The sequence below is a fragment of the Bradyrhizobium sp. B124 genome (assembly GCF_038967635.1).
Lineage (GTDB): Bacteria > Pseudomonadota > Alphaproteobacteria > Rhizobiales > Xanthobacteraceae > Bradyrhizobium.
The window spans coordinates 7,228,242-7,251,882 of record NZ_CP152413.1 but is presented as its reverse complement, the minus strand read 5'-3'; the positions used below and the strand labels follow the sequence as shown (position 1 = coordinate 7,251,882).

Annotated in this window: 22 protein-coding genes; 13 read left to right on the top strand and 9 right to left on the bottom strand. The window is 65.6% G+C overall.

Translation table 11 applies throughout. The features are described 5' to 3' along the window. Positions 1-7: 7 nt before the first annotated feature. The gene (locus tag AAFG13_RS34525; protein ID WP_092116489.1) at positions 8-931 is read right to left on the bottom strand and encodes a LysR substrate-binding domain-containing protein; all 924 of its coding nucleotides are present in this window, start codon (positions 929-931) and stop codon (positions 8-10) included. Positions 932-1,083: 152 nt separating this feature from the next. Here AAFG13_RS34525 and AAFG13_RS34520 point away from each other — a divergent pair, with 152 nt between their 5' ends. From AAFG13_RS34520 to hisC, 4 genes are all read left to right on the top strand, one after another. Continuing rightward, positions 1,084-2,253, top strand: a complete 1,170-nt coding sequence (locus AAFG13_RS34520; protein WP_092116491.1) for an acyl-CoA dehydrogenase family protein — start codon at positions 1,084-1,086, stop codon at positions 2,251-2,253. Between the two features lie 11 nt (positions 2,254-2,264). Beyond that, on the top strand, positions 2,265-3,365 hold the full coding sequence (locus AAFG13_RS34515; RefSeq protein ID WP_342709550.1) for a CaiB/BaiF CoA-transferase family protein: 1,101 nt from the start codon (positions 2,265-2,267) through the stop codon (positions 3,363-3,365). A 27-nt stretch (positions 3,366-3,392) separates the two neighbouring features. Continuing rightward, positions 3,393-4,247 carry a MaoC family dehydratase N-terminal domain-containing protein gene (locus AAFG13_RS34510; protein WP_342709549.1) on the top strand — a complete coding sequence of 285 codons (855 nt, stop codon included), beginning with the start codon at positions 3,393-3,395 and terminating at the stop codon, positions 4,245-4,247. A 103-nt stretch (positions 4,248-4,350) separates the two neighbouring features. After that, the gene (gene hisC / locus AAFG13_RS34505; protein ID WP_342709548.1) at positions 4,351-5,403 is read left to right on the top strand and encodes a histidinol-phosphate transaminase; all 1,053 of its coding nucleotides are present in this window, start codon (positions 4,351-4,353) and stop codon (positions 5,401-5,403) included. A gap of 35 nt (positions 5,404-5,438) precedes the next feature. On the opposite strand, the gene AAFG13_RS34500 is transcribed toward hisC, so the two are convergent. The 4 genes from AAFG13_RS34500 to AAFG13_RS34485 are packed head-to-tail and all read right to left on the bottom strand — an operon-like array spanning position 5,439 to position 8,445. Beyond that, entirely contained in the window at positions 5,439-5,732 is a 294-nt protein-coding gene (locus tag AAFG13_RS34500) for a putative quinol monooxygenase (protein ID WP_212319495.1), read from the bottom strand. A gap of 35 nt (positions 5,733-5,767) precedes the next feature. Next, complete coding sequence (locus tag AAFG13_RS34495; protein ID WP_342709547.1) at positions 5,768-7,135, bottom strand: epoxide hydrolase family protein; 1,368 nt, start codon at positions 7,133-7,135, stop codon at positions 5,768-5,770. Beyond that, a complete protein-coding gene (locus tag AAFG13_RS34490) occupies positions 7,132-7,782 on the bottom strand; it encodes an isochorismatase family cysteine hydrolase (protein ID WP_342709546.1) in 651 nt (216 codons plus the stop codon). The genes AAFG13_RS34495 and AAFG13_RS34490 overlap by 4 nt, the downstream gene beginning before the upstream one ends. A gap of 57 nt (positions 7,783-7,839) precedes the next feature. After that, complete coding sequence (locus AAFG13_RS34485) at positions 7,840-8,445, bottom strand: VOC family protein (protein WP_342709545.1); 606 nt, start codon at positions 8,443-8,445, stop codon at positions 7,840-7,842. Between the two features lie 122 nt (positions 8,446-8,567). Between AAFG13_RS34485 and AAFG13_RS34480 the strand changes: the two genes are divergently transcribed. From AAFG13_RS34480 to mdlC, 4 genes are all read left to right on the top strand, one after another. Then, positions 8,568-9,065 carry a helix-turn-helix domain-containing protein gene (locus AAFG13_RS34480; protein ID WP_342713452.1) on the top strand — a complete coding sequence of 166 codons (498 nt, stop codon included), beginning with the start codon at positions 8,568-8,570 and terminating at the stop codon, positions 9,063-9,065. Positions 9,066-9,180: 115 nt separating this feature from the next. Beyond that, on the top strand, positions 9,181-9,564 hold the full coding sequence (locus AAFG13_RS34475; RefSeq protein WP_212319487.1) for a tautomerase family protein: 384 nt from the start codon (positions 9,181-9,183) through the stop codon (positions 9,562-9,564). Positions 9,565-9,693: 129 nt separating this feature from the next. After that, complete coding sequence (gene blaBJP, locus AAFG13_RS34470) at positions 9,694-10,581, top strand: BJP family subclass B3 metallo-beta-lactamase (protein ID WP_342709544.1); 888 nt, start codon at positions 9,694-9,696, stop codon at positions 10,579-10,581. 301 nt (positions 10,582-10,882) lie between these two features. Further along, on the top strand, positions 10,883-12,511 hold the full coding sequence (gene mdlC / locus AAFG13_RS34465; RefSeq protein ID WP_342709543.1) for a benzoylformate decarboxylase: 1,629 nt from the start codon (positions 10,883-10,885) through the stop codon (positions 12,509-12,511). A gap of 107 nt (positions 12,512-12,618) precedes the next feature. On the opposite strand, the gene AAFG13_RS34460 is transcribed toward mdlC, so the two are convergent. Beyond that, complete coding sequence (locus AAFG13_RS34460; protein ID WP_342709542.1) at positions 12,619-14,166, bottom strand: 4-hydroxyphenylacetate 3-hydroxylase N-terminal domain-containing protein; 1,548 nt, start codon at positions 14,164-14,166, stop codon at positions 12,619-12,621. A gap of 81 nt (positions 14,167-14,247) precedes the next feature. Here AAFG13_RS34460 and AAFG13_RS34455 point away from each other — a divergent pair, with 81 nt between their 5' ends. Continuing rightward, positions 14,248-14,868, top strand: coding sequence for a helix-turn-helix domain-containing protein (locus AAFG13_RS34455; RefSeq protein ID WP_342709541.1), 621 nt, complete (start codon positions 14,248-14,250; stop codon positions 14,866-14,868). A 166-nt stretch (positions 14,869-15,034) separates the two neighbouring features. Here the strand turns inward: AAFG13_RS34455 and AAFG13_RS34450 are convergent, their stop codons facing one another. Together AAFG13_RS34450 and AAFG13_RS34445 are read right to left on the bottom strand one after the other, a co-directional pair. Beyond that, the gene (locus AAFG13_RS34450; RefSeq protein ID WP_212319477.1) at positions 15,035-15,829 is read right to left on the bottom strand and encodes an SDR family oxidoreductase; all 795 of its coding nucleotides are present in this window, start codon (positions 15,827-15,829) and stop codon (positions 15,035-15,037) included. 248 nt (positions 15,830-16,077) lie between these two features. Then, positions 16,078-16,770 carry a hemolysin III family protein gene (locus AAFG13_RS34445; protein ID WP_212319476.1) on the bottom strand — a complete coding sequence of 231 codons (693 nt, stop codon included), beginning with the start codon at positions 16,768-16,770 and terminating at the stop codon, positions 16,078-16,080. A 182-nt stretch (positions 16,771-16,952) separates the two neighbouring features. Here AAFG13_RS34445 and AAFG13_RS34440 point away from each other — a divergent pair, with 182 nt between their 5' ends. Then, positions 16,953-18,416 carry a YcjX family protein gene (locus AAFG13_RS34440; protein ID WP_212319474.1) on the top strand — a complete coding sequence of 488 codons (1,464 nt, stop codon included), beginning with the start codon at positions 16,953-16,955 and terminating at the stop codon, positions 18,414-18,416. Further along, the gene (locus AAFG13_RS34435; protein WP_212319472.1) at positions 18,413-19,444 is read left to right on the top strand and encodes a TIGR01620 family protein; all 1,032 of its coding nucleotides are present in this window, start codon (positions 18,413-18,415) and stop codon (positions 19,442-19,444) included. The genes AAFG13_RS34440 and AAFG13_RS34435 overlap by 4 nt, the downstream gene beginning before the upstream one ends. A 115-nt stretch (positions 19,445-19,559) precedes the next feature. Here AAFG13_RS34435 and AAFG13_RS34430 read toward each other — a convergent pair whose 3' ends face one another. Beyond that, positions 19,560-21,077 (bottom strand): glycosyltransferase family 39 protein, encoded by a 1,518-nt coding sequence (locus AAFG13_RS34430; protein WP_342713451.1) that lies wholly within the window; start codon positions 21,075-21,077, stop codon positions 19,560-19,562. 226 nt (positions 21,078-21,303) lie between these two features. On the opposite strand from AAFG13_RS34430, the gene AAFG13_RS34425 reads away from it, so the two are divergent. Both AAFG13_RS34425 and AAFG13_RS34420 read left to right on the top strand, forming a co-directional pair. Continuing rightward, the gene (locus AAFG13_RS34425; protein ID WP_212319470.1) at positions 21,304-23,040 is read left to right on the top strand and encodes an adenylate/guanylate cyclase domain-containing protein; all 1,737 of its coding nucleotides are present in this window, start codon (positions 21,304-21,306) and stop codon (positions 23,038-23,040) included. 162 nt (positions 23,041-23,202) lie between these two features. After that, the gene (locus AAFG13_RS34420; protein ID WP_176529489.1) at positions 23,203-23,430 is read left to right on the top strand and encodes a hypothetical protein; all 228 of its coding nucleotides are present in this window, start codon (positions 23,203-23,205) and stop codon (positions 23,428-23,430) included. Positions 23,431-23,641 lie beyond the last annotated feature (211 nt).

Genomic DNA, 23,641 nt, shown 5'->3' with positions numbered 1-23,641 from the left:
GCCGCGCTCAGGCGAGCTGGATATCCCAGAGCCCCTCGGCGCGGCACGCGGCGACCTCATCACGCAGCAATTTGGCGATCAGCGTGATGGCGTTGGAGCCGGGATGCTCGACCGGCGAGGCCAGGGTCAGCTCGCGCCGCGGCGCCGGCCGCGCGATCGGCGCGGTCTCGAGCCGGCCGTCGGCGACCTCGCCGCGTACCGAGGACGGCGGCAGCATGGTGTATCCGAGCCCCTCCTCCACCAAACTCGTCAGCACGCGGAACGAATCCGCCTCGAGCTTGACGTCGAGTGTGACCTTCTTCTTCGCTGCCGCATGCTCGATCATGGCGCGGAGCCCGTGCGAATGACTTGGCAGCACCAGGCGCTGGCGCAGCAGCCATCCGATATCGACCTGCTTCTTCTGCTTCAGCCCGCTGCCGCGCGGGCCGACCGCGACGATCGAGTCGCGGCCGAGGCTCTGCACCGCCAGGTGCAGATCGACCGACGGGCCGTAGATCACCGCAAGATCCATCTCGCCGCGATGCAGCCACTCGATCAGGTGGCCGCTGTAGCTTTCGACGATGCAGAGCGAGATGCCGGGATAGCGTTCCACCGTGCGCCGCGCCAGCCGCGCCGAGATCACGCAGCTCACCGTCGGCACCAGCCCGAGCACGACGCGCCCGGATGGCGCGCCGCCCGCGGACTGGATGTCGTCGCGGATCTGGTCGATCTGCCGCACGATACCGCCGGTGCGCGCGAGCAGCAGCCGGCCGGCATCGGTCAGCACCATGCCGCGGCCGTTGCGCGTGAACAGTTCGGTGCGCAGCTCGTGCTCCAAGAGCTTGATCTGCCGGCTCAGCGCCGGCTGCGCGACCCGCAAGGTATCGGATGCCTTGCTCAGACTCCCGAGTTCCGCGACGCACGCAAAGGTCCTAAGCTGGCGGAAATCCATACTTGCCAATCCTGGAAGGCAGGTTCATACGCTATAACAAAACAGCATAGGGAGTTTACCGGGACCCCACAACAGCGGGCGTTTTCCTCACGCGAACCGGCTTCCGCTTCGCTCGACAACGCTCTGGCGCAACCTCTCGGCAAAACGAAATCATGACCGCACACGAACAGCACACCGACGACCACACAGACATCCGCGACGCCGTCGCAAAGCTCTGCGCGCAGTTTCCCGGCGAATACTGGCGCAAGCTCGACCGCCAGATGGCCTATCCGAAGGAGTTCGTCGATGCGCTGACGGAGGCCGGCTATCTCTCGGTGCTGATCCCCGAGGAATATGGCGGCGCCGGTCTGAAGCTGTCGGCGGCGGCGGCGATCCTCGAAGAGATCCAGCGCGCCGGCTGCAACGGCGGCGGCTGCCACGCCCAGATGTACACGATGGGCACCGTGCTGCGGCACGGCAACGACGCGCAGAAGGCGAAATATCTGCCGAAGGTCGCGACCGGCGAATTACGGCTGCAGGCGTTCGGCGTCACCGAGCCGACCAGCGGCACTGACACCTCGTCGCTGAAGACCTTCGCGCGACGTGAGGGCGACCACTACGTCGTCAACGGCCAGAAGATCTGGACCAGCCGCGCCGAATATTCCGACCTGATGGTGCTGCTGGCGCGCACCACGCCGAAGGAGCAGTCCAAGAAGCGCACCGACGGGCTCTCGGTGTTCATCGTCGACATGCGCGAGGTGAAGGGCAAGGGGCTGGAGATCCGCCCCATCAGAACCATGATGAATCACGCCACGACCGAGGTGTTCTTCACCGACATGAAGGTGCCGGCGGAGAACCTGATCGGCGAGGAAGGCAAGGGTTTTCGCTACATCCTGTCCGGCATGAATGCCGAGCGCATCCTGATCGCCGCCGAATGCGTCGGCGATGCCAAGTGGTTCATCCAGAAGGCGACCAACTACGCCAAGGAACGCAGCGTGTTCGGCCGGCCGATCGGCCAGAACCAGGGCATCCAGTTTCCGATCGCCAAGGCCTATGCCTCGATGCGCGCCGCCGAATTGATGGTGAAGGAAGCCACCCGCAAATACGAGGCCGGCCTCGACTGCGGCGCGGAGGCCAACATGGCCAAGATGCTGGCAGCGGATGCGTCCTGGGAAGCGGCCAATGCCTGCGTGCAGACCCATGGCGGCTTCGGCTTCGCCGAGGAGTACGACGTCGAGCGCAAGTTCCGCGAAACCCGGCTCTATCAGGTTGCGCCGATCTCGACCAATCTGATCCTGTCGTTCGTCGCCGAGCACGTGCTCGGCATGCCCCGCTCCTACTGAGTTCTCGGATCATGCTGCCGCTTGAGGGATTGACCGTCATTGCCGTCGAACAGGCGGTCGCTGCGCCGTTCTGCTCGTCACGCCTGGCCGATGCCGGCGCTCATGTCATCAAGATCGAGCGGCCCGAGGGCGATTTCGCTCGCGGCTACGACGCCGCGGCGAAGGGCCAGAGCAGCTATTTCGTCTGGCTCAACCGCGGCAAGGATTCCGCCGTGGTCGACCTCGCCACCAAGGAGGGCCGCGCACAGCTCGAGGAGCTGATCGCGGGCGCCGACGTGCTGCTGCAGAACCTCAAGCCGGGCTCGATGGACAAGCTCGGCTTCTCGCGTGAACGGCTGCGCACGGCCTATCCGAAGCTGATCATGTGCACCATCACCGGCTATGGCGATACCGGCCCGTATGCCGACCGCAAGGCCTATGACCTGCTGATCCAGGCCGAGAGCGGTCTCGCCTCGATCACCGGCGGCCCCGAGGGCGCCTCGCGCGTCGGCATGTCGATCGTCGATGTCGCGACCGGCGCCACCGCGCATGCGTCGATCCTCGAAGCGCTGATCGGCCGCGGCCGCAGCGGAGACGGTGCCGACATCCGGATCTCGATGTTCGACGTGATGGCCGACTGGCTCACCGTGCCGCTGCTCAATGCCGAGGACGGCAAGTCGCCGAAGCGGATCGGCCTCGCCCATCCCTCGATCGCGCCCTACGGCGTGTTCCGCTCGAAGGACGGCAAGGAGATCCTGATCTCGATCCAGAGCGAGCGCGAGTGGAAGACGCTGTGCGCCAAGGTGCTGGGCCAGCCCGGCCTGCCCGACGATCCGCGCTTTGCCAACATGGTTGAGCGCGTGCGCAACCGCGCGCTGACCGACCAGATCGTTAGCGACAGTTTCGGCAGGCTCACGCGCGAGGACTTGCTGGGCAAGCTCGCCGAGGCCGACATCGCCTTTGCCGAGGTCAACAGCATGGACGACCTCGCCAGGCATCCGCATCTGCGCCGCATCGAGGTCGACACGCCGAACGGACGTGTCAGCTATCCGGCGCCGGCCGCGATCGTGGTCGGCGAGGACAGGCACTACGGCAAGGTGCCCGCGATCGGCGAGCGCATCAAACGACCCTGAAATCCCTCCTGCCCGGGCAATCCAGTCATGACCGATAAACTCGACCTCGATCATCTCCGCCAGTGGATCGGCCGCAGCACTGAGGCCTCCGACGTCGTCACCAAATATCTCGTGATGGGACTGCGCGCGACGCTGTTCCAGGAGATCGGCGAGCCGAAGGCCGGCGACGCCGCGCCGTGGACCACGCATTGGTGCCTGGCGCAGCCGGTGTTTCCGATGTCGCAGCTTGGCCCCGACGGCCACCCGACCCGCGGCGGCTTCCTGCCGCCGGTGCCGCTGCCGCGCCGGATGTGGGCAGGCGGCGAGCTCGAATTCTTCGACGCATTGCGCATTGGCGATGAAGCCAAGCGCACCTCGAAGATTGCCGACGTCACGGTGAAATCGGGCTCGACCGGCACGCTGTGCTTCGTCTCGGTCAATCACGAGGTGACGACCTCGCGCGGGGTTGCGGTTCGCGAGCGACAGGACATCGTCTATCGCGAGATGACGAGCACGCAGAGTTCGGCGCCTGCCAAGGCGCCGCCGCCTCCGCCGGCCGCGCAGCATCGCGAGAGCCACGTCTCCGATCCGGTGCTGCTGTTTCGCTATTCGGCGCTGACCTTCAACGGCCACCGCATCCACTACGATCGCGACTACGTCACCAAGGTCGAGGGCTATCCGGGCCTGATCTTCCACGGCCCGCTGCAGGCCTCCTTCATCGTCGAGCTCGCCGCCAAGCTCCGTGGCGGCAAGCCGCCGAAGAAGCTCACCTATCGCGGCGTGCAGCCGCTGTTCGAGGGCAGCGAGTTCTCGATCAACGCCAACGACAAGGACGGCGGTATGGAGCTGTGGACCGCGAATGCCGAGGGCCAGCCGACCATGAAGGGCACGGCGACCTGGTAGGTCGCGAGCCCGACGCAGATCAGAATGCGAAGAAATAAAGAGGCGCTTTCATCGGCGCCTCGTATTCCGTATTGTGATCGCATTCACCCTTGGATCGCAGATCATGAGTCGCTTCTGGAGTTCGGTCGTCCACAATCTGTCGCCATACGTGCCCGGCGAGCAGCCTAAGATCGACGGCCTCATCAAGCTCAACACCAACGAGAATCCCTACCCGCCGTCGCCCCGCGCGGTAGCGGCGATCACCGCGACCACGGATCGCCTGCGGCTCTATCCGGACCCGCGCGCATCCGCCCTGCGTGAGGCGATCGCGACGCGCTACGGCGTCACGTCTGACGAAGTGTTCGTCGGCAACGGCTCGGACGAGGTGCTGGCCCACGCCTTTCCGGCGCTTTTGAAGCACGACGCGCCGCTGCTGTTCCCCGACATCACCTACAGCTTCTACCCGGTCTATTGCCGCCTCTATGGTGTCGGCTACGAGACGGTCCCGCTCGATGCCGCGATGCGGATACAGCTTGCGGACTACCGGCGGCCGGCCAGCGCCATCCTGCTGTGCAATCCCAACGCGCCGACTGGCATCGCGCTGCCCCGCGCCGCGATCGAGGCGCTGGTCACCGAGCATCCCGACCGTCTCGTGGTGGTCGACGAGGCCTATGTCGATTTCGGCGCCGAGAGCGCCGTGCCTTTGGTCGCGCGCAACGACAATCTGCTGGTGATCCAGACGCTCTCGAAGTCGCGCGCGCTGGCGGGATTGCGGGTCGGCTTCGCCATCGGCCAGCGCCCGCTGATCGAGGCGCTGGAGCGCGTCAAGGACAGCTTCAACTCCTATCCGCTGGATTGCTTCGCGATCGCGGGTGCCGTCGCCTCGATCGAGGACGACACATGGTTTGAAGAAACCCGGCAACGCATCATCCGGAGCCGCGAGGCGCTGGCCCGCGGCCTCACCGAGCTCGGCTTCGAAGTGCTGCCATCGCATGCGAACTTCGTGTTCGCCCGCCATGGCGCCCATCGCGGTGCGGATCTCGCCGCGAAGCTGCGGGAGCGCGGCGTGCTGGTGCGGCATTTCCAGAAGCCGCGGATCGAGGATTTCCTGCGCATCACGGTCGGCACGGACGATGAATGCGGCCGCCTGATCGGCTTGTTGCGTCAGATGGTCTGATCCCGCAGCTGCGACGACGACGCCGGCGACAAGGTCTACTCGGCGGGCGTGCACCATGTGCCGGCAACCTTGACGCCGAGTGCCGCGGTCTCCTCGCGAAACTGTGCGATCGATCGCGCATTGCGATGCGCCGCGAATGCGGCGTCATCCTGATAGACCTCGTAGAGCAGCAGCTTCGAAGCGTCCTCGCGGGGCACCAGGACATCGAACTGCAGCGTGCCCGGCTCATCCCTCAGCGAACGGGCGCGGTGCGCCAGCAACAGCGGCAACACCTCATCCCGTTTGCCAGGCGCGACCTCGATGGTGGCAACGATTGCAAGCTTGGCCATGATGGATACTCCTGCGGTTGTTTTGAATATTCAGATCAGCTGCGCAACGGTCGAAACGCATCCCGAACCTCTCGGCTGAAGATGTCCGGTTGCTCCCAGGCGGCGAAGTGGCCGCCGGCTTCGGCCTGATGGAAGTAGATCAGCTTGTGGTAGGCCTTTTCCGCCCAGCTTCGCGGCGCCACGAAGCTCTCGCCGGGAAACGCGGTGACGGCGGCCGGGATCGCGACATTGGCGGGCAGATAAAGGTTGGTCTTGTTCTCCCAGTACAGGCGGCCCGAAGAGACGGCCGTGTTGGTCAGCCAGTAGAGCGTGATGTTGTCGAGCACGTCGTCGCGGGTCAGTGCGCCGGCGGAATGTCCATTGACTGCGCGCCCGAGCACGGCTGATTGCATCGCGGAGGCCGGCTGGGCATAGCCGTCGCCGTGATCGAGCAGCCAGGCGGCGAGGCCCGCCGGCGAATCCGCAAAGGCCGCAAGCGTCTGGGGGCGCGTGCCCATGATCTGCGCGTAGGCGCGCCGTTTCGCGAATTGAAGCTTGATCTGGTCGAACGCGTGCTGCTCCTCCGCGGACAGATTGTCCGGCGCAGGGCCGCCGGTGCTGACCGCCTTGACGACCTCGGGCGGAACGACGCCGGGCAGATTGACGTGAATGCCGAGCAACTCCGGCGCACCCAGCTTGGCCATTTCATTGGAGACCGGCGAACCCCAGTCGCCGCCCTGCGCCACGAACTTGCTGTAGCCGAGCCGCTTCATCAATTGAACCCAGGCCCGTGCGATGCGCTGGGGATCCCAGCCGACCGTGGTCGGTTTGCCGGAGAATCCGTAGCCCGGCATCGACGGGATCACGAGATGGAACGCGTCCGACGCGCTGCCGCCATGCGTGGTGGGATCGGTCAGGGGGTCGATGATCTTCATCTGCTCGATGACTGAACCCGGCCAGCCATGCGTGACGATCAGCGGCAATGCATTGTCGTGCTTCGAACGAACGTGAATGAAATGGATGTCCAGCCCGTCGATTTCGGTGATGAATTGCGGCAGGGCGTTGAGCCGCGCCTCCACCTTCCGCCAGTCGTAGTCGGTCTGCCAGTAGCGCACGAGATCGCGCAGCATCGCCTGCGGAACGCCTTGAGAGTCGTCATCGACGGTCTCCTTGTCGGACCATCGGGTCGCGGTCAAACGGCGGCGAAGGTCGACAAGGTCTTCTTCGGGAATGTTGATGCGGAATGGGCGGATCGCATCACCGGTGGCCGCCGCGGCGGGATGCGAGGGGAACAGGCTGGCAGCACCGGCAGCAGCCAGGCCCAGCGCCGCGCCCGTCAGCAGCCTGCGCCGGGTTTGGTCGATGGCGTCCTGGTTCAATTGGCCTATCGCGATTGCAACTGGTGCCTTCGACGTCGTGGTCATTTGACTGTCTCCTTGGAAAGAGAGGCCGCCGGCAACGCCGCGATCACCTCGGCGGTTGTCAGGATGGAATGGGCGTAGGTCGGGCCATTCAACTCGTGAGCGGCGTGCATCATGTCGTGCGAGAAGGCGGCGGTGGCATCGCGCACCAGCGTCACGTGATAGCCGAGCTCCATCGCGAAGCGGGCGGTCGACTCGATGCAGGTGTTGGCCAGCAGCCCGACCACGATCACATGCGTGATGCCCTTCTGCTTCAGCAGGAAATCGAGATTGGTGTTGGCGAACCCGCTCTGCCCCCAATGCTCCTGGGCGATCAGATCGCCGGGCTTGGGCGCAAAGTCCGGATGCCAATCCCCGCCCCATTCACCGCGCGCAAAGCTATGGCGCTGCATGATCAAGCGCTGGGTTGGATTGGGATGGTCCCAATCCTCATAATCGCCCGGCTCCCAGCGGCGGTGCGGGACGATCACCACCTGGATGCCGGCGGCCCGGACCGCGCCGTCGAGCTGGCGCAGATTGTCGAGCAGCCCGACCTCGTCGGCGATCGGCTTGATGCGCGGAAAGACCATGCCGCCCTCTGAGAGGAAATCATTGTAGGGATCGACGAGAAGCAGCGCGGTTCGCTCGCGTGGATAGGTGATCTGGGACATCGCTCGCTCCTTGGCCGTCAGGGGGCCGGTTGGATTGACTTCAATGTCGCGCTCCGTTCACTCGGGCAGCGGCTTGCCGGCCTGTTCGCGGACGATGTACTCGGCGTACCAATCGGGCCAGTTCGCATCGTGGCCGCCGGTCCGCTTCTCATGCTCGCCATGGGCTGCTGCCGCGCGGCGCAGCGCGGCAGCGAGATCGGCCGATGACGAGAAATTCGTGCTGTTGCCGTCGACCCGCCCGGGCAGGCGTTGCGTCACCTGCTGCAGCAGCCAAACGTTTCCGTCGGGATCGTTGAACGTGGCGAGCGCCCCGTAGCTCGGCCGTTCCGGGTCCGGCCCCTTGATGCGGCCTTCCGCGCCGCGGTGAAACACCTCACTGACATCGGCGCCGCGCGCGATCAGCTCGGCGCGTGCCGCTTCGATATCATGGACGATCAGGAAGCGCGGCAGCGCGGATTCCGAGCCGAGATGGATCGAGGTCGGCGAACCCGGCGGCGTCAGTTGCACGGCGCGCGAACCGTCGGGCCTGACGAAGTCGGCATCTAGCCGCCAGCCCAGGTCCTGATAGAAGCGCTTGGCGCGGTCGACATCCGAGACCGGAATGACGACGACTTCGAGCTTCAAATCGACTTTGGCCGCTGTCGGCCTCTGTTCGGTGGTCATGGCTCGCTCCTTAGTGATGACAGACCGGGCCATCAGCGGCCCATTGCATTTGCGATGATGCCGGGCCATATTACTATGAAAATCATAGTAGCAAGCCTGATGAAGAAAACGTGATGACCAAAATGAAGGACAACACGGCTGACCAGACGCTCTGCCCTGTCGCTCGCGCCGAAACCGTTGTGGGCGACCGCTGGACAGTACTTGTTCTGCGCGAACTGTTCGCGCGGAATCATCGCTTCGAGGAGATCCAGGCGCAGTCCGGCGGCACACCGCAGATGATCACGGCACGGCTGAAAAAGCTGGAAGCGGACGGTCTGGTGACACGGCGCGTCTACAACAGGCGCCCGTTGCGCCACGAGTATCATCTCACCGAGAAGGGCGAAGCGTTCTTTCCGGTGTTGATGGCGCTACGTGCCTGGGGCGAGACGTGGTGCAAGTCACCGCGGGAAGGCCGCGCAATGAACTACACCCATCTCGTCTGCGGCAAGCCGGCCGGGCTCGGTCCGGTCTGCGAGTCCTGCGGCGAGCCGGTCCGCCGCGCCGACATGGTGGGCGAGCGGACGCCCAAGTACCAAAAAGAGCGCGACGCGCGATGGGACGCCTTCAAGGCAAGCCGCTGAGCCCCTTTGGCGCCGCCGCCGACGAAGCGGACAACGCAATTGCTGTCACACTGCTGAACCATTTCCATCACGCGGGTCTCTCATGGCCGAGCCCCGCATAACAAAGGAGACCACCGTGCCATTCGTTCGTATCGATTTGAAGCGCGGCAAGTCCGCCGAGTATCGCAAGACCCTGGGCGAGATCGTCTACAAGGCGATGCGCGAGGTGATCAACGTGCCCGAGAATGACAAGTTTCAGATCATCACCGAGCACGACCGCGGCAACCTGAACTACGCCGAAAGCTATCTCGGCAATACCTACAGCGACGATCTCATCTTCATCCAGATTACGCTGAATGCCGGGCGTACGGTCGAGATGAAGAAGGCATTCTACAAGCGGATCGTGGACGATTTCCAGAGCCAGCTGCAGGGACGTCCGGATGACATCTTCATCAGCCTGGTCGAGGTCGCCAAGGAAAACTGGTCGTTCGGCAACGGCATCGCACAATACGCGAGCTGAACGCGGAACAGGCATGCGCCGGACAGGCAGTGGCATGTCCGGCGGCTTACTGTCCGCGGCTTGCGATCGGCCTTGCCGGCACGCATAGTGCGCCTCCGTGCACAAACAACAACAAATCGGGAGGCAACCATGAGGACGATCGCAGCCGCGCTGTGCGCGCTCGCGCTGATCGCAACCGGTGCGCAAGCACAGACGCTCAAGGATTTCATGGCTGTTGTCATGAAGAAATGGACCGCGCCATTCGAACCGTTCCAGCTTGTCGACAATATCTACTACGTGGGCACTGACGGGATCGCGGTCTATATCATCAAGACGTCGCAAGGCCTGATCCTGATGGATACGGCGATGCAGCAGTCGACCGGCATGATCAAGGACAACATCGCCAAGCTCGGCTTCAAGGTCGCCGACATCAAATATATCCTCAACACCCACGCCCATCTCGATCACACCGGCGGCTTTGCCGAGATCAAGCAGGAGACCGGCGCGCAGCTGATCGCCGGCGAGCGCGACAAGCCCCTGCTTGAGGGCGGCTATTATCCGGGCGACGAGAACAACGCCGATCTTGCCTTTGCACCGGTCAAGGTCGACCGCACCGTCAAGGAAGGCGACAAGGTGACACTGGGCGACGTGACGTTGACCGCGCACACGACACCCGGCCATTCGCCCGGCTGCACGAGCTGGGAGATGACAGTCAAGGACGGCAACCAGCAACGCAACGTGCTGTTCTTCTGCAGCGGAACGGTGGCACTGAACCGGCTGGTCGGCCGCCCGACCTATCCCGGCATCGTCGACGACTACCGCTCGACCTTCGCCAAGGTCAAGGCGATGAAGGTCGACGTGCTGCTCGGGCCGCATCCCGAGGTCTACGACATGCAGGCCAAGCGCGCGGAGATGAAGGACGGCGCACCGAACCCGTTCGTCAAGCCGGGCGAAAACGCCAGCTATGTGGCTGGGCTGGAGCAGGATTTCGACAAGCAACTCGCCAAGCAGACCGCTGCGTTGCAGAAGGCCAATTAGGGAGCACAGCGAAACACCATCCCGTCATCCTGAGGAGCGCGAAGCGCGTCTCGAAGGATCGACGGCCCCACTCAGGCCACGCATCCTTCGAGGCTCGCTCCGCTCGCACCTCCAGCGACAATGGCGACGCCTTTGCGCGGGGACGATGTGGAACACGCGCCGCAGTTTTTCAGCCGTTGCCGCGGCAACTATGGGTGCGGCGGCTTGACATCGTCAGGCAATCCATCGAGAGGTGGATTGCCTTTCCGCTTTTGCTCCGGGCAATGACGGAACGTAACAAGACAGTAATGGGAGCCGCCCGATGTCGTCCCGCAAACCCGCCGCCAGCAAAGGCAAGACCGTCACCGTCAAGGACGCCACCTTCGGCCTCCTGCGCGCGTGGGGCATCAAAAAGGTGTTCGGCAATCCCGGTTCGACCGAGCTGCCGTTCCTGAGCGACTGGCCCGACGACATCGACTACGTGCTCGGCCTGCAGGAGGCCTCCGTCGTCGGGATGGCCGACGGCTATGCGCTGGCGACGCGCAATGCCGGTTTCGTCAACCTGCATTCGGCGGCCGGCGTCGGCAACGCGCTCGGCAACATCTACAACGCCTATCGCAACCAGACCCCGCTGGTGATCACCGCCGGCCAGCAGGCGCGCTCGATCATGCCGCTGCAGGCCTTCCTCTATGCCGAACGCGCCTCCGAATTCCCGCGGCCTTACGTGAAATTCGCGGTCGAGCCGGCGCGCGCCGAAGACGTGCCCGCCGCGATCGCGCGCGCCTATTACGTCGCGATGCAGCCGCCCTGCGGGCCGACCTTCGTCTCGGTGCCGATCGACGACTGGGCGCATGCGACGCAGCCGCTCGACGCGCGCCAGGTCAGCCGCGAGGTTGGCCCCGATGCGGCCGCGATGCAGGCGCTGGTGGCCGCGCTCGGTGAGGCCAAGCGCCCTGCCCTCGTCATCGGCCCCGCCGTCGATCGCGCCGAGGCTGTCGGCCTCATGGTTGACGTCGCCGAGAAGACGAAGGCCGCGGTCTGGGCCAGCCCGTTCTCGGCGCGCTGCTCGTTCCCCGAGCGGCATCCGCAATTTGCCGGCTTCCTGCATGCCGCACCGGGCCAGCTCTCCGATGCCTTGCGCGATCACGATCTTGTCGTCGTGGTCGGCGCGCCGGTCTTCACCTTCCATGTCGAGGGCCATGCCGCGATCTTCCACGGCACGACCACGATCTTCCAGATCACCGACGATCCCGATGCCGCCGCGATGACGCCCACCGGCCACAGCATCGTCGCCACCATGAAGCCGGCGCTGACGGCGCTGCTCGAGATGCTGCCCGAGACCAGGCGCACCGCATCGCCGGGCCGCGTCCTGCCGCCAGCGCCCGCGGCCGGCGACCCGATCCCTGCCGAATACGCGCTGCATGCACTCTCGGTCGCGATGGGACCGCACGATGCGCTGGTCGAGGAGGTGCCGTCGCATCGCCCGCTGATGCAGAAGGCGATGCCGATGCGCGGCCAGGACAGCTTCTACACCATGGCGAGTGGCGGCCTCGGCTACAGCCTGCCCGCTGCGGTCGGCATGGCGCTCGGCCGCCACGAGGGGCGCACGGTCTGCCTGATCGGCGACGGCTCGGCGATGTATTCGATCCAGGCGCTGTGGACTGCCGCGCAGCGCAAGCTGCCGCTGACGGTCGTTGTGATGAACAATTCCGGCTACGGCGCGATGCGCTCGTTCAGCCAGGTAATGCAGGTGCGCAACGTACCGGGCCTCGACCTGCCCGGCATCGATTTCGTCAAGCTCGCCGAAGGCATGGGCTGTGATGCAATGCGGGTGACGAAATCGGCCGAGCTTCCGGGCGCCTACCGGCGCGCCCTCTCGCATCAGGGCGCCAGCCTGATCGAGGTGATGGTGGATTCCGCGGTGCCGCTGCTCTACGCGCAGAAGAGCTGAGTGGCGAGAAGGCCGATCCGTCGGATGGGTAGAGCGCAGCGAAACCCATCATCTGCGCCGCGGATGCAAATTGATGGGCTTCGCTTCGCTCTACCCATCCTACGAGACTACGACGAGAGTACGTGTTGCTCCTCCAGCACCCGCTCCGATGGCGCCGGCACCTCGCAGCCGGTGGCGCAGCAGCGGCCGGGCTGCTTCGAGACCCGCTGTCCTTCGTCGACAAGGCCGCGGCCGAGCAGATTCTCGACCAGCTCGGCCTTCTCCATGACCGGATAGTTGCGCCAGATCTCGCGCTTCATCGCCTCCGGCGAGCCGCCGCCGTGCAGCGAGATCACCGAGTACCAGCCGGCTTCGTGCGACACCGTGAGGTCCTCGATCAGCCGCGCCACCTCGGCGCGCTGCTCGGCCGGAATATCGGGCCGCCCGCCCATGACAGCGGCGAGCGAGGCGCGCGTCTCCGGATTGTGGTCCTCGTCAGGACCCGGCAGCGCGACGATCAACCCGCCGGAGACGTAGTGCGCGACGCGGTGCATGTCGTAGATCTTGGTCGCCAGCAGCAGCTTGCCGATGTTGGAGAATACCGCATCGGGCATCACCGAGCCGGCCGGATCCTTGGTGCAATAGACCGAGGACGCGACGCCGCAGGCATAGAAGCTCTCGGTGATGGTGATCAGCTCGACCATCGCCTCGCGGATATGCGCGTGCTTCTCGGCATCGAGCCCGTTGGCCTCGATCATCAGCGCGCCGGCGCCGATCAGGAGATCACCGAAGCCGGCACGCGCACCGATGCAGGAGTGGCGGTGATGCGTGGCGTAGGACGTGGTGAGGAAACCGCCCTCCTCGGTCTCGCCGGCGAGGAAGACGCGGTCATGCGGCACGAACACGTCGTCGAACATCACGACGCCGACCGACTGGCCATACTTCGCCGAGAATTTCGCCGATGCATCGCCGGGCCGGCCCGCCGGGCGCGCGACGATGGTGACGCCGGGCGCATCGACAGGCACGGCGCAACAGACCGCGAAATCCCTGTCATCGGGCACATGGGTGCGGCAGGGCATGACCAGGAATTCGTGCATGTAGGGCGCGCCGGTGACGATCGCCTTGGTGCCGCGGATCACGATGCCGTCGGGGCGCCGCTCCTTGATGTGGACATAGACGTCCGGGTTGGCTTGCAGGCCCGGGCGCTTGGAGCGGTCGCCCTTGGCGTCGGTCATGGCAATACCGAGCGTCAGGTCCTGGTCCTGCACCTCGTGCAGATAGTTGAGGAAGCGCTGGCTGTAGTCGGTGCCGTGGCGATCGTCGGCCAGCTTGGTCGCCTGATAGAGGCCATTGAGCGCATCGTGGGCGAGGTAGCGCTGGGCACAGCCCGACGTCCTGCACACCAGCCGCACCGCTTCGAGCTTGTACAGCAGGTCCTGCGAGCTCTCATTGATGTGGAGCATGCGGTTGACGGTCTTGCCCGAGGTACCCTGCCGCGCTGTCATGATCGGCACGTGCTCGGCGCGATGCGCGAAATCGTAGGTCACGCCGACGCCGGCCACGCCCGGCGCCAGCAACGGCTCGTCGGCAACGCTCGCGATCGCCGTGCCATTGACGAACACGCGCGGCTTGTAGCGGCGCAGGGATTCCCGGTAGTCCGCGGCCGTCATCAGCATGGCATTTCTCCCTTGCTCATTTATTTTAACATCGTTAAATTATCTAACGCTGTTAGAATTGAGTCAAGAACGGATTCGCCGATGCAGATGCGCGAGAGCAGGAAGGAAGCGGTCAGTCGCCATAAGCGGGAGCTGATCCTGGATGCCGCGCGAAGCGTGTTCGCGGAAGAAGGGCTCGAGGGTGCGAGCCTGCGGGCGATCGCGACACGGGCCGGCTACACCCCGGCGGCGCTGTATTTCCACTTCGATTCCAAGGAAGCGATCTATGCCGAGGTGCTGCGGCAATCGCTGGCCTCGCTCGGTGAAGCCGTCAGCGCGGCGGTCGCGACGACGCGCGGCGCCAAACAGAGGCTGCACGCCGCCGGCATGGGCTTCTTCCGCTATTATGCGGACCACCCGCGCGACCTCGATCTCGGCTTCTATCTGTTCCGCGGCGGCATGAAGCCGGCCGGGCTGGGCCACGACCGCGACCACGAGCTGAACGCCGCGCTGGAGGCGGCGCTACATCCGATCGCCGAAGCCGCCGAGGCGCTCGGGGCGTCCAGACAGAAGGCAAACACCGTGATGGTGGATTGCTTCGCCCACGCCACGGGCCTGCTGCTGTTGCTGCACACCGGCCGCATCAGGATGTTCGGCGCCTCCGCGCCCGATTTGATGGACGCGTATCTGCGCGACAAGATTGCGCAACTCGCGAGGGTGTGAGGCCACCTCACGTGAGGATGACACCGGCGGAAGTTTCGTAGCCCGGATGAAGCGGAGCGAAATCCGGGATTCACGCGTGCACGCTCGACCCGGATTACGCTGCGCTCCATCCGGGCTACGGATCCCAAGATTCCGGGTTCGCTTCGCGCCCCGGAATGACCTTCGGTTACTTCCCCTGCGCTTCCCGCATCTTGGCCTGAATCTTGGCCATGCCGCCGATCCAGCGGTCGTAGTTCTCGGTCTTCTTGCGCATGTAGCCGAGCACCTGCGGGTGCGGCAGGATCAGGAAGGTCTCCTGCTCGATACCCCTCAGCGCGTCCTGTGCGACCTGCTCCGCCGTGAGATCGCCGTCGCCGGATTGCGGACCCTTCGGGATCGAGCGCAGCATGTTGGTGTCGACGCCCTGCGGGCAGAGGATCGAGACCTTGATGTTGTCGGCGCGGTGCGAGATCGCGAGGTTTTCGGCAAAGCCGACCGCGGCGTGCTTGGTGGTCGAATAGGCCGGGCTGCCGACCTGCGACAGCAGGCCCGCCGCGGAGATCGTGTTGAGGAAATAACCGCCGCCGCGCGCCTTCATGCGCGGCACCAGATGCCGCGCGGCATAGACATGCGCCATCACATGGATCGCCCAGCTCCGCGACCACGGCTCGTCCGAGGTGCCGCCGGCATTTTTCGACAGCGGATCGAAGCCGCCGCCGATGCCGGCGTTGGAGCAGAACAGCGCGATCGGGCCGAACATGCGCTCGGTCTCGTCGATCACGTGCAGGATGTTCTTCTCCTGCCCGACATCGCATTTGAACGCGGCGCCGCCGACCGAGGCCGCGACCTGCTCGGCCGCCGCATGGTCGAGGTCGACCACCACGACCTTGGATGCGCCCGCGGCGTGGAACGCCTCGCACAGCGCCTTGCCGATGCCATTGCCACCGCCGGTGACCACCACGACCTTACCTGCCACCTGCATGGCCATCCTCCCGATATCTTTGCTTGCACACTGTCGCTTTGCTCACCCATCTATCTATCCCGTCATCCTGAGGAGCGTGGAGCGCGTCTCGAAGGATGCACGGCCCGGCTGGTGGCGTCGCCCCTTCGAGACGCGCGTACCGCGCTCCTCCAGCGACAACGGCTTCGCCGTTGCGCGGGGGTGACGGGAGAGAGCAGGACGGGCCTGCGGACTTATGATAGCCCATCCGCCGCAGATGGCGAGAAACTTCAGCTCGCCAGCACGACGTCGAACACCGCCGTGTAGTGACAGGCGGCCCCAAGCAGCACGAAGCCGTGCCAGATCGCATTCTGGAAGCGCAGCCGCCGCCAGGAGTGGAAGATCACCCCGAAGCTGTAGAGGATGCCACCCGCCAGCACAAAGCCGAGCGCCTTCGCCGGCAATGCCTTGACGACGGCGTCGTAGAGCATGACGCCGCTCCAGCCCATCGCAAGATAAAGCCCGACCGCGAGCCGGTCGAAGCGGCCGGGATAGGCGAGCTTCAGCCAGATCCCGACGATTGCCACGCACCACACGCCGATCAGCAGCGCGATGGCAAAATAACTGTCCTTCAGTTCCACGATGAACGGCGTGTAGGTCGCGGCGATCAACAGATAGATCGCGGAGTGATCGAAGCGACGGAGCACCCATTTGGCGCGCGACACCGGCCAGAGATTATAGGTCGCCGACAGCGTCAGCATCGCGAGCAGGCCCGCGACGTAGACCGAGACCACGGCAATATCGAACGGGCCGGCATAGACCGCGGTCAGCACGATCAGCGCGGTGGCGGCAACCAGCCCGAAACAGACACCGACGAGATGGACGACACCGTCGGCGATCAGCTCGGCGCGGTCGTAGTTCCACAGCGCGGCGCCGGCCGCGTGGATCGAGGTCGAGATTTGCTTCAGGCGAAAGACCGTCATGCAGGCTTTCCGGTGTGCCGATTTGACCATGGGGTAGCGTGACGCGTTCAATCCCCCTGCAATCCCTCGCCTGCAAAGGCGCCGGAAATGTGAAGCTTGATTTTGGCTCGATAATCGCCAACTTGCGGGTGATCGCCCGCCTTTTTTTGGCTCCTCCTGCCAGGTCTTTTCGTTAACCCTCCATGCCCCCCCGCTTCTCTGATATCGTCGAGGAAGCGCGTCTGTCGGCGCGGGCGCTGCTCGACTATAGCGAGGGCCTTTTCAAGCCGACGGTGCGGCTCGGCGTCACCGGCCTGTCGCGGGCCGGCAAGACCGTGTTCATCACCGCGCTGGTGCACGGCCTGACCCGTGGCGGCCGCTTCCCGGTGTTCGAGGCCTATACCTCGGGGCGGATCGCGCGCGCCTATCTCGCCCCGCAGCCCGACGATGCGGTGCCGCGCTTCGCCTACGAGAATCATGTCCGCACCCTGATCGAGGAGCGGAGCTGGCCGAGCTCGACCACCGACATCTCCGAGCTTCGCCTCGTGATCGAGTATCAGCGGCAAAATGGCGCGGACCGCACGCTGACCCTCGACATCGTCGACTACCCCGGCGAGTGGCTGCTCGACCTGCCGCTGCTGAACAAGAGTTACGAGCAATGGTCGGCGGAGAGCCTTGCATTGTCGCGCGAGCCGTTGCGCGCAAAGCTCGCGGCGCCCTGGCACACCCATCTCGCAACGCTGAAGCCCGAGGCCAAAGAGGACGAGCAGGCCGCACGCACCGAAGCAAGATTGTTCACCGATTATCTGCGCGCCTGCCGCGACGAGCGTTTCGCGATGAGCTTGCTGCCGCCCGGCCGTTTCCTGATGCCGGGCAATCTCGCCGAAACACCGGCGCTGACCTTTGCGCCGCTCGACGTGCCCGTGGACGGCAGCGCGCCCGACGGCTCGCTATGGGCAATGATGCGGCGGCGCTACGAGGCCTACAAGGACGTCGTGGTGCGGCCGTTCTTCCGCGATCACTTCGCGCGGCTCGACCGCCAGATCGTGCTGGCCGATGCGCTGGCCGCATTCAATGCCGGCCCCGAGGCGCTGCACGATCTCGAGGCCGCGCTCGCCGGCATCCTCGACTGCTTCCGGATCGGCCGCGGCACGATCCTGAGCGCGCTGTTCCGGCCGCGCATCGACCGCATCCTGTTCGCGGCGACCAAGGCCGACCATCTGCATCACCAGAGCCACGACCGGCTGGAAGCCGTGCTGCGGCGGATCGTGGCCAAGGCTGCCGAGCGCGCCGAATATGCCGGCGCTGCCATCGACGTGGTGGCGCTCGCCGCGGTGCGCGCCACGCGCGAGGCGCAGGTCGCACGCGGCCGCGACCGGCTGCCCTCGATCCTCGGCACGCCGGCGCGGGGCGAGGTCGCCAATGGCGGGACACTGGATGGCGAAACTGAAGTTGCGACCTTTCCGGGCGACCTGCCCGACAATCCGGAGGAGCTGTTCAACGGCGGATTCCGCGGCCTCTCGAGCGCCGGCGCCGAGGCCGCCGATTATCGTTTCCTGCGCTTCCGGCCGCCGAAGCTGGAACGAGGCGGCGACGCGGAACCGACGCTGCCTCACATCCGCCTTGACCGCGCCCTCCAGTTCCTGATCGGAGACAAACTGCAATGAACGAGAAGACGCCCCCGCGGCGGCCGGCGACGTTCAAGCTCGACGATCCCGGCGTGGTCGTGATGGATCCGGACGACAGCGGCCGCCTCACCCGCGGCACGATCCAGATCGTGCCCGAGGCCGAGCCCGCGCAGCTGCCGGTGCCGGTTGATACGCCGCTGCTGCCGGCACGCCGCGGCTTCCGCTGGGGCACGCTGTTCTGGAGCGCGGTCGCGGGCCTCGTGGTGCTCGGCACCGGGCTTGGCGTCATCAACCTGGTCGAGGATCTGTTCGCGCGCAACGAGGGCCTCGGCGTCCTCGGGCTCGGGCTCGCGGTCATCGCCACGGTGGCGCTCGCGGTCGTCACCATGCGCGAGCTGGTCGGCCTGGCGCGGCTGGCGACCGTCGAGAAGCTGCATCTGCGCGCCGCCGAGGTGCTGATCAGCGACGACCGCGCCGCGAGCCGCGCTGTTGTCGCCGACCTGCTCAAGCTCGCGCACCAGACCCCGCAGCTCGCCCGCGCCCGCAGCGCGTTGCAGAGCCACACCGACGACATCATCGACGGCGCCGACATGATCCGCCTCGCCGAGCGGGAATTGATGGCGCCGCTCGACGAGGAGGCGCGGCGGCTGGTGTCGACGGCGGCGCAGCGCGTCTCCGTCGTCACCGCGGTCAGCCCGCGCGCGATGATCGACGTGCTGTTCGTGTTCGTGGCGAGCTTGCGGATGATCCGCCAGCTGGCACGGCTGTATGGCGGCCGGCCCGGCGCGCTCGGCATGATCCGCCTGTTGCGTCACGTCATCGCGCATCTGGCGATCACCGGCGGCATGGCCGCGAGCGACAGCCTGATCCAGCAGATGCTCGGCCACGGCATCGCGGCAAAACTCTCGCAGCGGCTCGGCGAAGGCATGCTCAACGGCCTGTTGACCGCGCGCCTCGGCCTCGCCGCGATCGACGTGACCCGCCCGCTCCCCTTCAACGCGCTGCCGCGCCCCGCGCTGACCGATCTGGCGAAAGACCTGATCCGCAAGCGCGAGGAAGAGGAATAGGGGTCTTCGCCTCGCCCCGCTTGCGGGGAGAGGCCTGATCGCATCGCCAGATGCGATCAGGGTGAGGGGGAGTCTCCACGAGTCTGTCCCTCACCGTCACTGCGGAGACTCCCCCTCATCCCGACCTTCTCCGCGCAGGCGGGGAGAAGGAGAAGGCCAGCACGCGCCAGCGGAAGAACGTCGTGTCCGGCGGCGGCGACAGATCGGGTGTCCAGCCGCTGATCTTCTCCAGCGCATAGGTGTCCATCACCATGCCGCGCCAGCTTCGCGTCACACGCTCCAGCGGCTGGCGCACCGCCGATGTCTCGCTCCACAGCGGCAGGTTGTTCTCGGGCTCGCGCCCGACATAGATGCCGACGTGATCCCTCATCAAGTTCATGCCGGGATCAGCAAAGCCCTGGAAGCGGCCGCGCTCGTTGATTTCGACGACCGGCACCCGCCCGCGCAGCATCCAGCGCAGCATCGCATAGGTGCGGTAATCCGTGGTCGCGACCCAGGTCGCGCCGGTCGCCTGCACCTGCGCCATGGTATGCGCAGCCACTACATCATAGCCCGCCTCAGTGCCGATCGGATCGGTACGGCCGATCAGATTCCACGGCGCGAACATGTAATAGAGGAAGACGCAGACGACGAAGACGATGCCCGATGTGATCGCAGTCCGCGCCCAGGACACGGTCGACTTGATGAGCCCGACCGACCAGCCCTCGAACGGCATCCGCGTGACGTTGATGGCAACCGCCGCAAAGCCCGCCGGCCACAGAAACATCGGCCAGGTGTCGCCGACCCGCAAGGTCAGCGATTTCCAGAGGAAATATACGAACGGCACCAGCACCGTGGTTGCGAGCAGGATCGCGACCGGCTCGCGCCTGACATAGCCGCGCCATGCCGTCAGCACTGTCCCGAACAGCGTCACCGGCAGCAGCACGAAGCCGACCAGGCCGAACTGCATGCCGATGAACTCGCCGAGCGTACGGAACGTGAGATCGCGCTCGACGGTGGCGCGCACCGCCTGGAAGCGGAACGAGGCCCAGTCATGCTCGGCATTCCAGATCAGCACCGGCGAGAACACGACGATCGCGATCAGCGCGGCGAGGTAGGGATACGGACTGCGCAGCCAGCGCCAGCGCCAGTCCGGCACCAGCGCAAAGGCGAGCACCGCCGGCGCGAACATGATCGCGGTGAATTTCGACAGCAGCGACAGCCCGGCGAACAGCCCCGCGGCGAGCCACCAGCGCCCGTCATTGCTTTGCGCGAGCCGCACCAGCGACCACAGCATCGCAACCGAAAACGGGATCAGCGCCGTGTCGGGCGCGACCTTGGCCATTAACAATCCGTAATAGAGCGCCGCCTCCGGCAGCAGCAGCGTGAGCATCACGGCGCGGACATTGTTGGATGTCACGCGGCGGACGATGTCGGCGAGCAGCAGCTGGGTGGCCAGCATCGCCACGATGCCACCGAGGCGGACGCCGAGATTAGTGTCGCCGAGGATCGCTGTGCCAAAACGGATGAACCAGGCGACCATCGGAGGATGGTCAAGGAAGGACAGCACGTTTTCCTTCGACCAGGTCCAGTAATAGGCCTCGTCGGTGCGCAGATCGAGCGCATGGGCATAGACCAGCCGCATCGCAGTCATGACGACGATCACGGCGATGACGCCACGCCAATCCGGCGCGCGCGAACGGGCCGGCTTAACGCTGATGTTATCGGCTCCGGATTGGGCTGGGGCTATCGTCACGGCGCTTTTTGTTCGACTCTTAACGGAGTGTCAACGTGCCGCACGGCCAGCTACCGCGGCCCACCCGGACCCGCGGTGGTGTTCAGCTCGGGAATTAAGCACTAGAATTGCTGATATGAATCACATGGCCTCCCCCTCGCGCGAACATTTGCAGGACATGGCCCGCGGCATCGGCCAGCGGCAGGTTCGCCTGGTCACGGGGGCGATCATGTTCGCCTACCTGATCAGCCATTTCCTCAACCATGCGCTCGGCAATATCTCGACCGAGGCGATGGCGATCGGGGTGCATTACCACACCGAGTTCTGGCAGTTCCTGCCGGTCGCGATCGTGTTCTATTCTGCATGCCTGGTGCACACCGGCCTCGGCATCTGGGCGCTGTATCAGCGCCGCGAGTTCCACTGGAAGGCGATCGAGCCGCTGCAGCTGGTGCTCGGCCTGAGCATCCCGGTCTTCATCATCATCCACATCGTCGGCGTGCGGCTAGGCCAGACCCTGTACGGGCACGAAAAGCTCTACCCGCAGGAGCTCTATACCTTCTTCATCGCCTCGCCGGCCCGGCTGTGGCTAATGTTTGCGGTGCTGCTGATCGCCTGGGTGCATGGCTGCATCGGGCTGTATTTCTGGCTGCGGCTGCGCGCGTTCTTCCGGTGGGCTGCGCCGTTCCTGCTGGCCACGGCGGTGCTGATCCCGACGCTGGCAATGCTCGGCATCTATCAGGGCGGCCGCGCCACGATGGAGGACTATCAGGATCCCGACTGGCGGCGCGAGGAGCTGTCGGTGCAGAAGCTCGGCACGGCGGCCCAGGCTGCCACGCTCGAGAAGATCACAGGTGGCCTGACATCCGGCTATCTCGCCCTGCTCGGCCTCGTGCTGCTGGCGCGGGGCGCGCGTGCCCTGCTTGAGCGCCGCGGCGGCATGATCGCGCTGTCCTATGGCAACGGCCGCACGCTGCGGGTGCCAAAGGGATTGAGCGTGCTGGAGGCGAGCCTGCGCTACAACGTGCCGCATGCGAGCGTCTGCGGCGGCCGTGCGCGCTGCTCGACCTGCCGCATCCGCATCATCGGCGATCACGCCGCCCTCCCCGAGCCTTCCCCGCGCGAAGCCTTCGTGCTGCACCGGGTCGGCACCGACGATCCGTCGATCCGGCTGGCCTGCCAGTTACGGCCGACCACCGACCTGGCCTTCTTTCAGCTGTTCCTGCCGCACACGATGTCGGCCAATACGCACGCCTCCAATCCGACGCGGGTCGGCCAGGAGCGTTATCTCGTCAGCATGTTCGTCGACATGCGCGGCTCGACGCAGCTTGCCGAGAAGCGGCTGCCGTTCGACACCGTGTTCATCGTCAACCGCTTCCTCGGCGCGGTGTCGCAGGCGGTGCTGGAAGCCGGCGGCCGGCCCAACCAGTTCATCGGCGACGGCATGCTGGCGCTGTTCGGGCTCAGCACCGACCGGCAGCTGGCCTGCCGCCAGGCGCTGCGCGCGGCGGCGCTGATCGCAGCCAATATCGACGAGCTGAACCAGTTTCTCAGCCACGATTTGCGCGAGCCGATCCGCTTCGGCATCGGCATCCATGGCGGCGAGGTGATCGTCGGCGACATCGGCTATCGCGACCACATGGTGTTCACCGCGCTCGGCGACGCCGTCAACGTCGCGGCACGGCTGCAGGACATGACGAAAGCGCTGGCCTGCGAGGCGGTGATCTCCGACGAGGTGCGCGTCACCGCAGGGCTCGCCGACGATGCCCTGCCGGCGCAGGAGGTCGCGATCCGCGGCCGCAACGCGCCGATGACCGTGCGCACCGTCGAGGCGACGCGCGTCCTGTCCACGCTGGTCGATGACCGGCACGCTGTCGCGGCCTGACCAGTTCATCTCCCTCTTCACCGAATGTGACCTGCCGCACATCCGAAGCTGCGTTCAGCAGAGATGCTCGAACGTGCCCGGTGCCGGATGCGACTGACTGGCGATGGGTAACACTGCAACCGCGCCGCGACAGAGTTCAACGCGCATCTGAAGGAGACGACCATGCTTCGCAAAGTCACGCTTGCTCTCGCGACTGCCGCAACGCTTGCTGCCGCCGCGCTGGCGCCGACCTCGGCTTCGGCCAAGCCTTTCTTCTGGCATCCGTACCACCATCACTTCTGGGGCGGCCCCGGCATCTCCGTCGGCTTCGTCGACTCCGGCTGCTACGTCACCCGCCTGGTGATGACGCCCTACGGCTATCGCTATCGCACCGTGAACGTCTGCTACTGATCGAACCTTCTTCTCGACGGAAATGCCCCGGTCGTCTGATGCGGCCGGGGCTTTTCGTTGTTGCGACGCAGCGGCAGTGGACGCTGCGAAAGCTCAATTGACTTGCAGTTGCCCGATGCGACATTTGTCGCCGCGCGCATTCCATGATGCGTAGGCGCGCAAGCCAAGGTGAGCCTGGTGATGACCAGCTCACGACAGAACAGCTTCGGAG

Coding starts and splice junctions, on each gene's coding strand:
- AAFG13_RS34525 (WP_092116489.1), bottom strand. CDS start 931: ATGGATTTCCGCCAGCTTAGGACCTTTGCGTGCGTCGCGGAACTCGGG.
- AAFG13_RS34520 (WP_092116491.1), top strand. CDS start 1,084: ATGACCGCACACGAACAGCACACCGACGACCACACAGACATCCGCGAC.
- AAFG13_RS34515 (WP_342709550.1), top strand. CDS start 2,265: ATGCTGCCGCTTGAGGGATTGACCGTCATTGCCGTCGAACAGGCGGTC.
- AAFG13_RS34510 (WP_342709549.1), top strand. CDS start 3,393: ATGACCGATAAACTCGACCTCGATCATCTCCGCCAGTGGATCGGCCGC.
- hisC (WP_342709548.1), top strand. CDS start 4,351: ATGAGTCGCTTCTGGAGTTCGGTCGTCCACAATCTGTCGCCATACGTG.
- AAFG13_RS34500 (WP_212319495.1), bottom strand. CDS start 5,732: ATGGCCAAGCTTGCAATCGTTGCCACCATCGAGGTCGCGCCTGGCAAA.
- AAFG13_RS34495 (WP_342709547.1), bottom strand. CDS start 7,135: ATGACCACGACGTCGAAGGCACCAGTTGCAATCGCGATAGGCCAATTG.
- AAFG13_RS34490 (WP_342709546.1), bottom strand. CDS start 7,782: ATGTCCCAGATCACCTATCCACGCGAGCGAACCGCGCTGCTTCTCGTC.
- AAFG13_RS34485 (WP_342709545.1), bottom strand. CDS start 8,445: ATGACCACCGAACAGAGGCCGACAGCGGCCAAAGTCGATTTGAAGCTC.
- AAFG13_RS34480 (WP_342713452.1), top strand. CDS start 8,568: ATGAAGGACAACACGGCTGACCAGACGCTCTGCCCTGTCGCTCGCGCC.
- blaBJP (WP_342709544.1), top strand. CDS start 9,694: ATGAGGACGATCGCAGCCGCGCTGTGCGCGCTCGCGCTGATCGCAACC.
- mdlC (WP_342709543.1), top strand. CDS start 10,883: ATGTCGTCCCGCAAACCCGCCGCCAGCAAAGGCAAGACCGTCACCGTC.
- AAFG13_RS34460 (WP_342709542.1), bottom strand. CDS start 14,166: ATGCTGATGACGGCCGCGGACTACCGGGAATCCCTGCGCCGCTACAAG.
- AAFG13_RS34455 (WP_342709541.1), top strand. CDS start 14,248: ATGCAGATGCGCGAGAGCAGGAAGGAAGCGGTCAGTCGCCATAAGCGG.
- AAFG13_RS34450 (WP_212319477.1), bottom strand. CDS start 15,829: ATGCAGGTGGCAGGTAAGGTCGTGGTGGTCACCGGCGGTGGCAATGGC.
- AAFG13_RS34445 (WP_212319476.1), bottom strand. CDS start 16,770: ATGACGGTCTTTCGCCTGAAGCAAATCTCGACCTCGATCCACGCGGCC.
- AAFG13_RS34440 (WP_212319474.1), top strand. CDS start 16,953: ATGCCCCCCCGCTTCTCTGATATCGTCGAGGAAGCGCGTCTGTCGGCG.
- AAFG13_RS34435 (WP_212319472.1), top strand. CDS start 18,413: ATGAACGAGAAGACGCCCCCGCGGCGGCCGGCGACGTTCAAGCTCGAC.
- AAFG13_RS34430 (WP_342713451.1), bottom strand. CDS start 21,077: ATGACTGCGATGCGGCTGGTCTATGCCCATGCGCTCGATCTGCGCACC.
- AAFG13_RS34425 (WP_212319470.1), top strand. CDS start 21,304: ATGGCCTCCCCCTCGCGCGAACATTTGCAGGACATGGCCCGCGGCATC.
- AAFG13_RS34420 (WP_176529489.1), top strand. CDS start 23,203: ATGCTTCGCAAAGTCACGCTTGCTCTCGCGACTGCCGCAACGCTTGCT.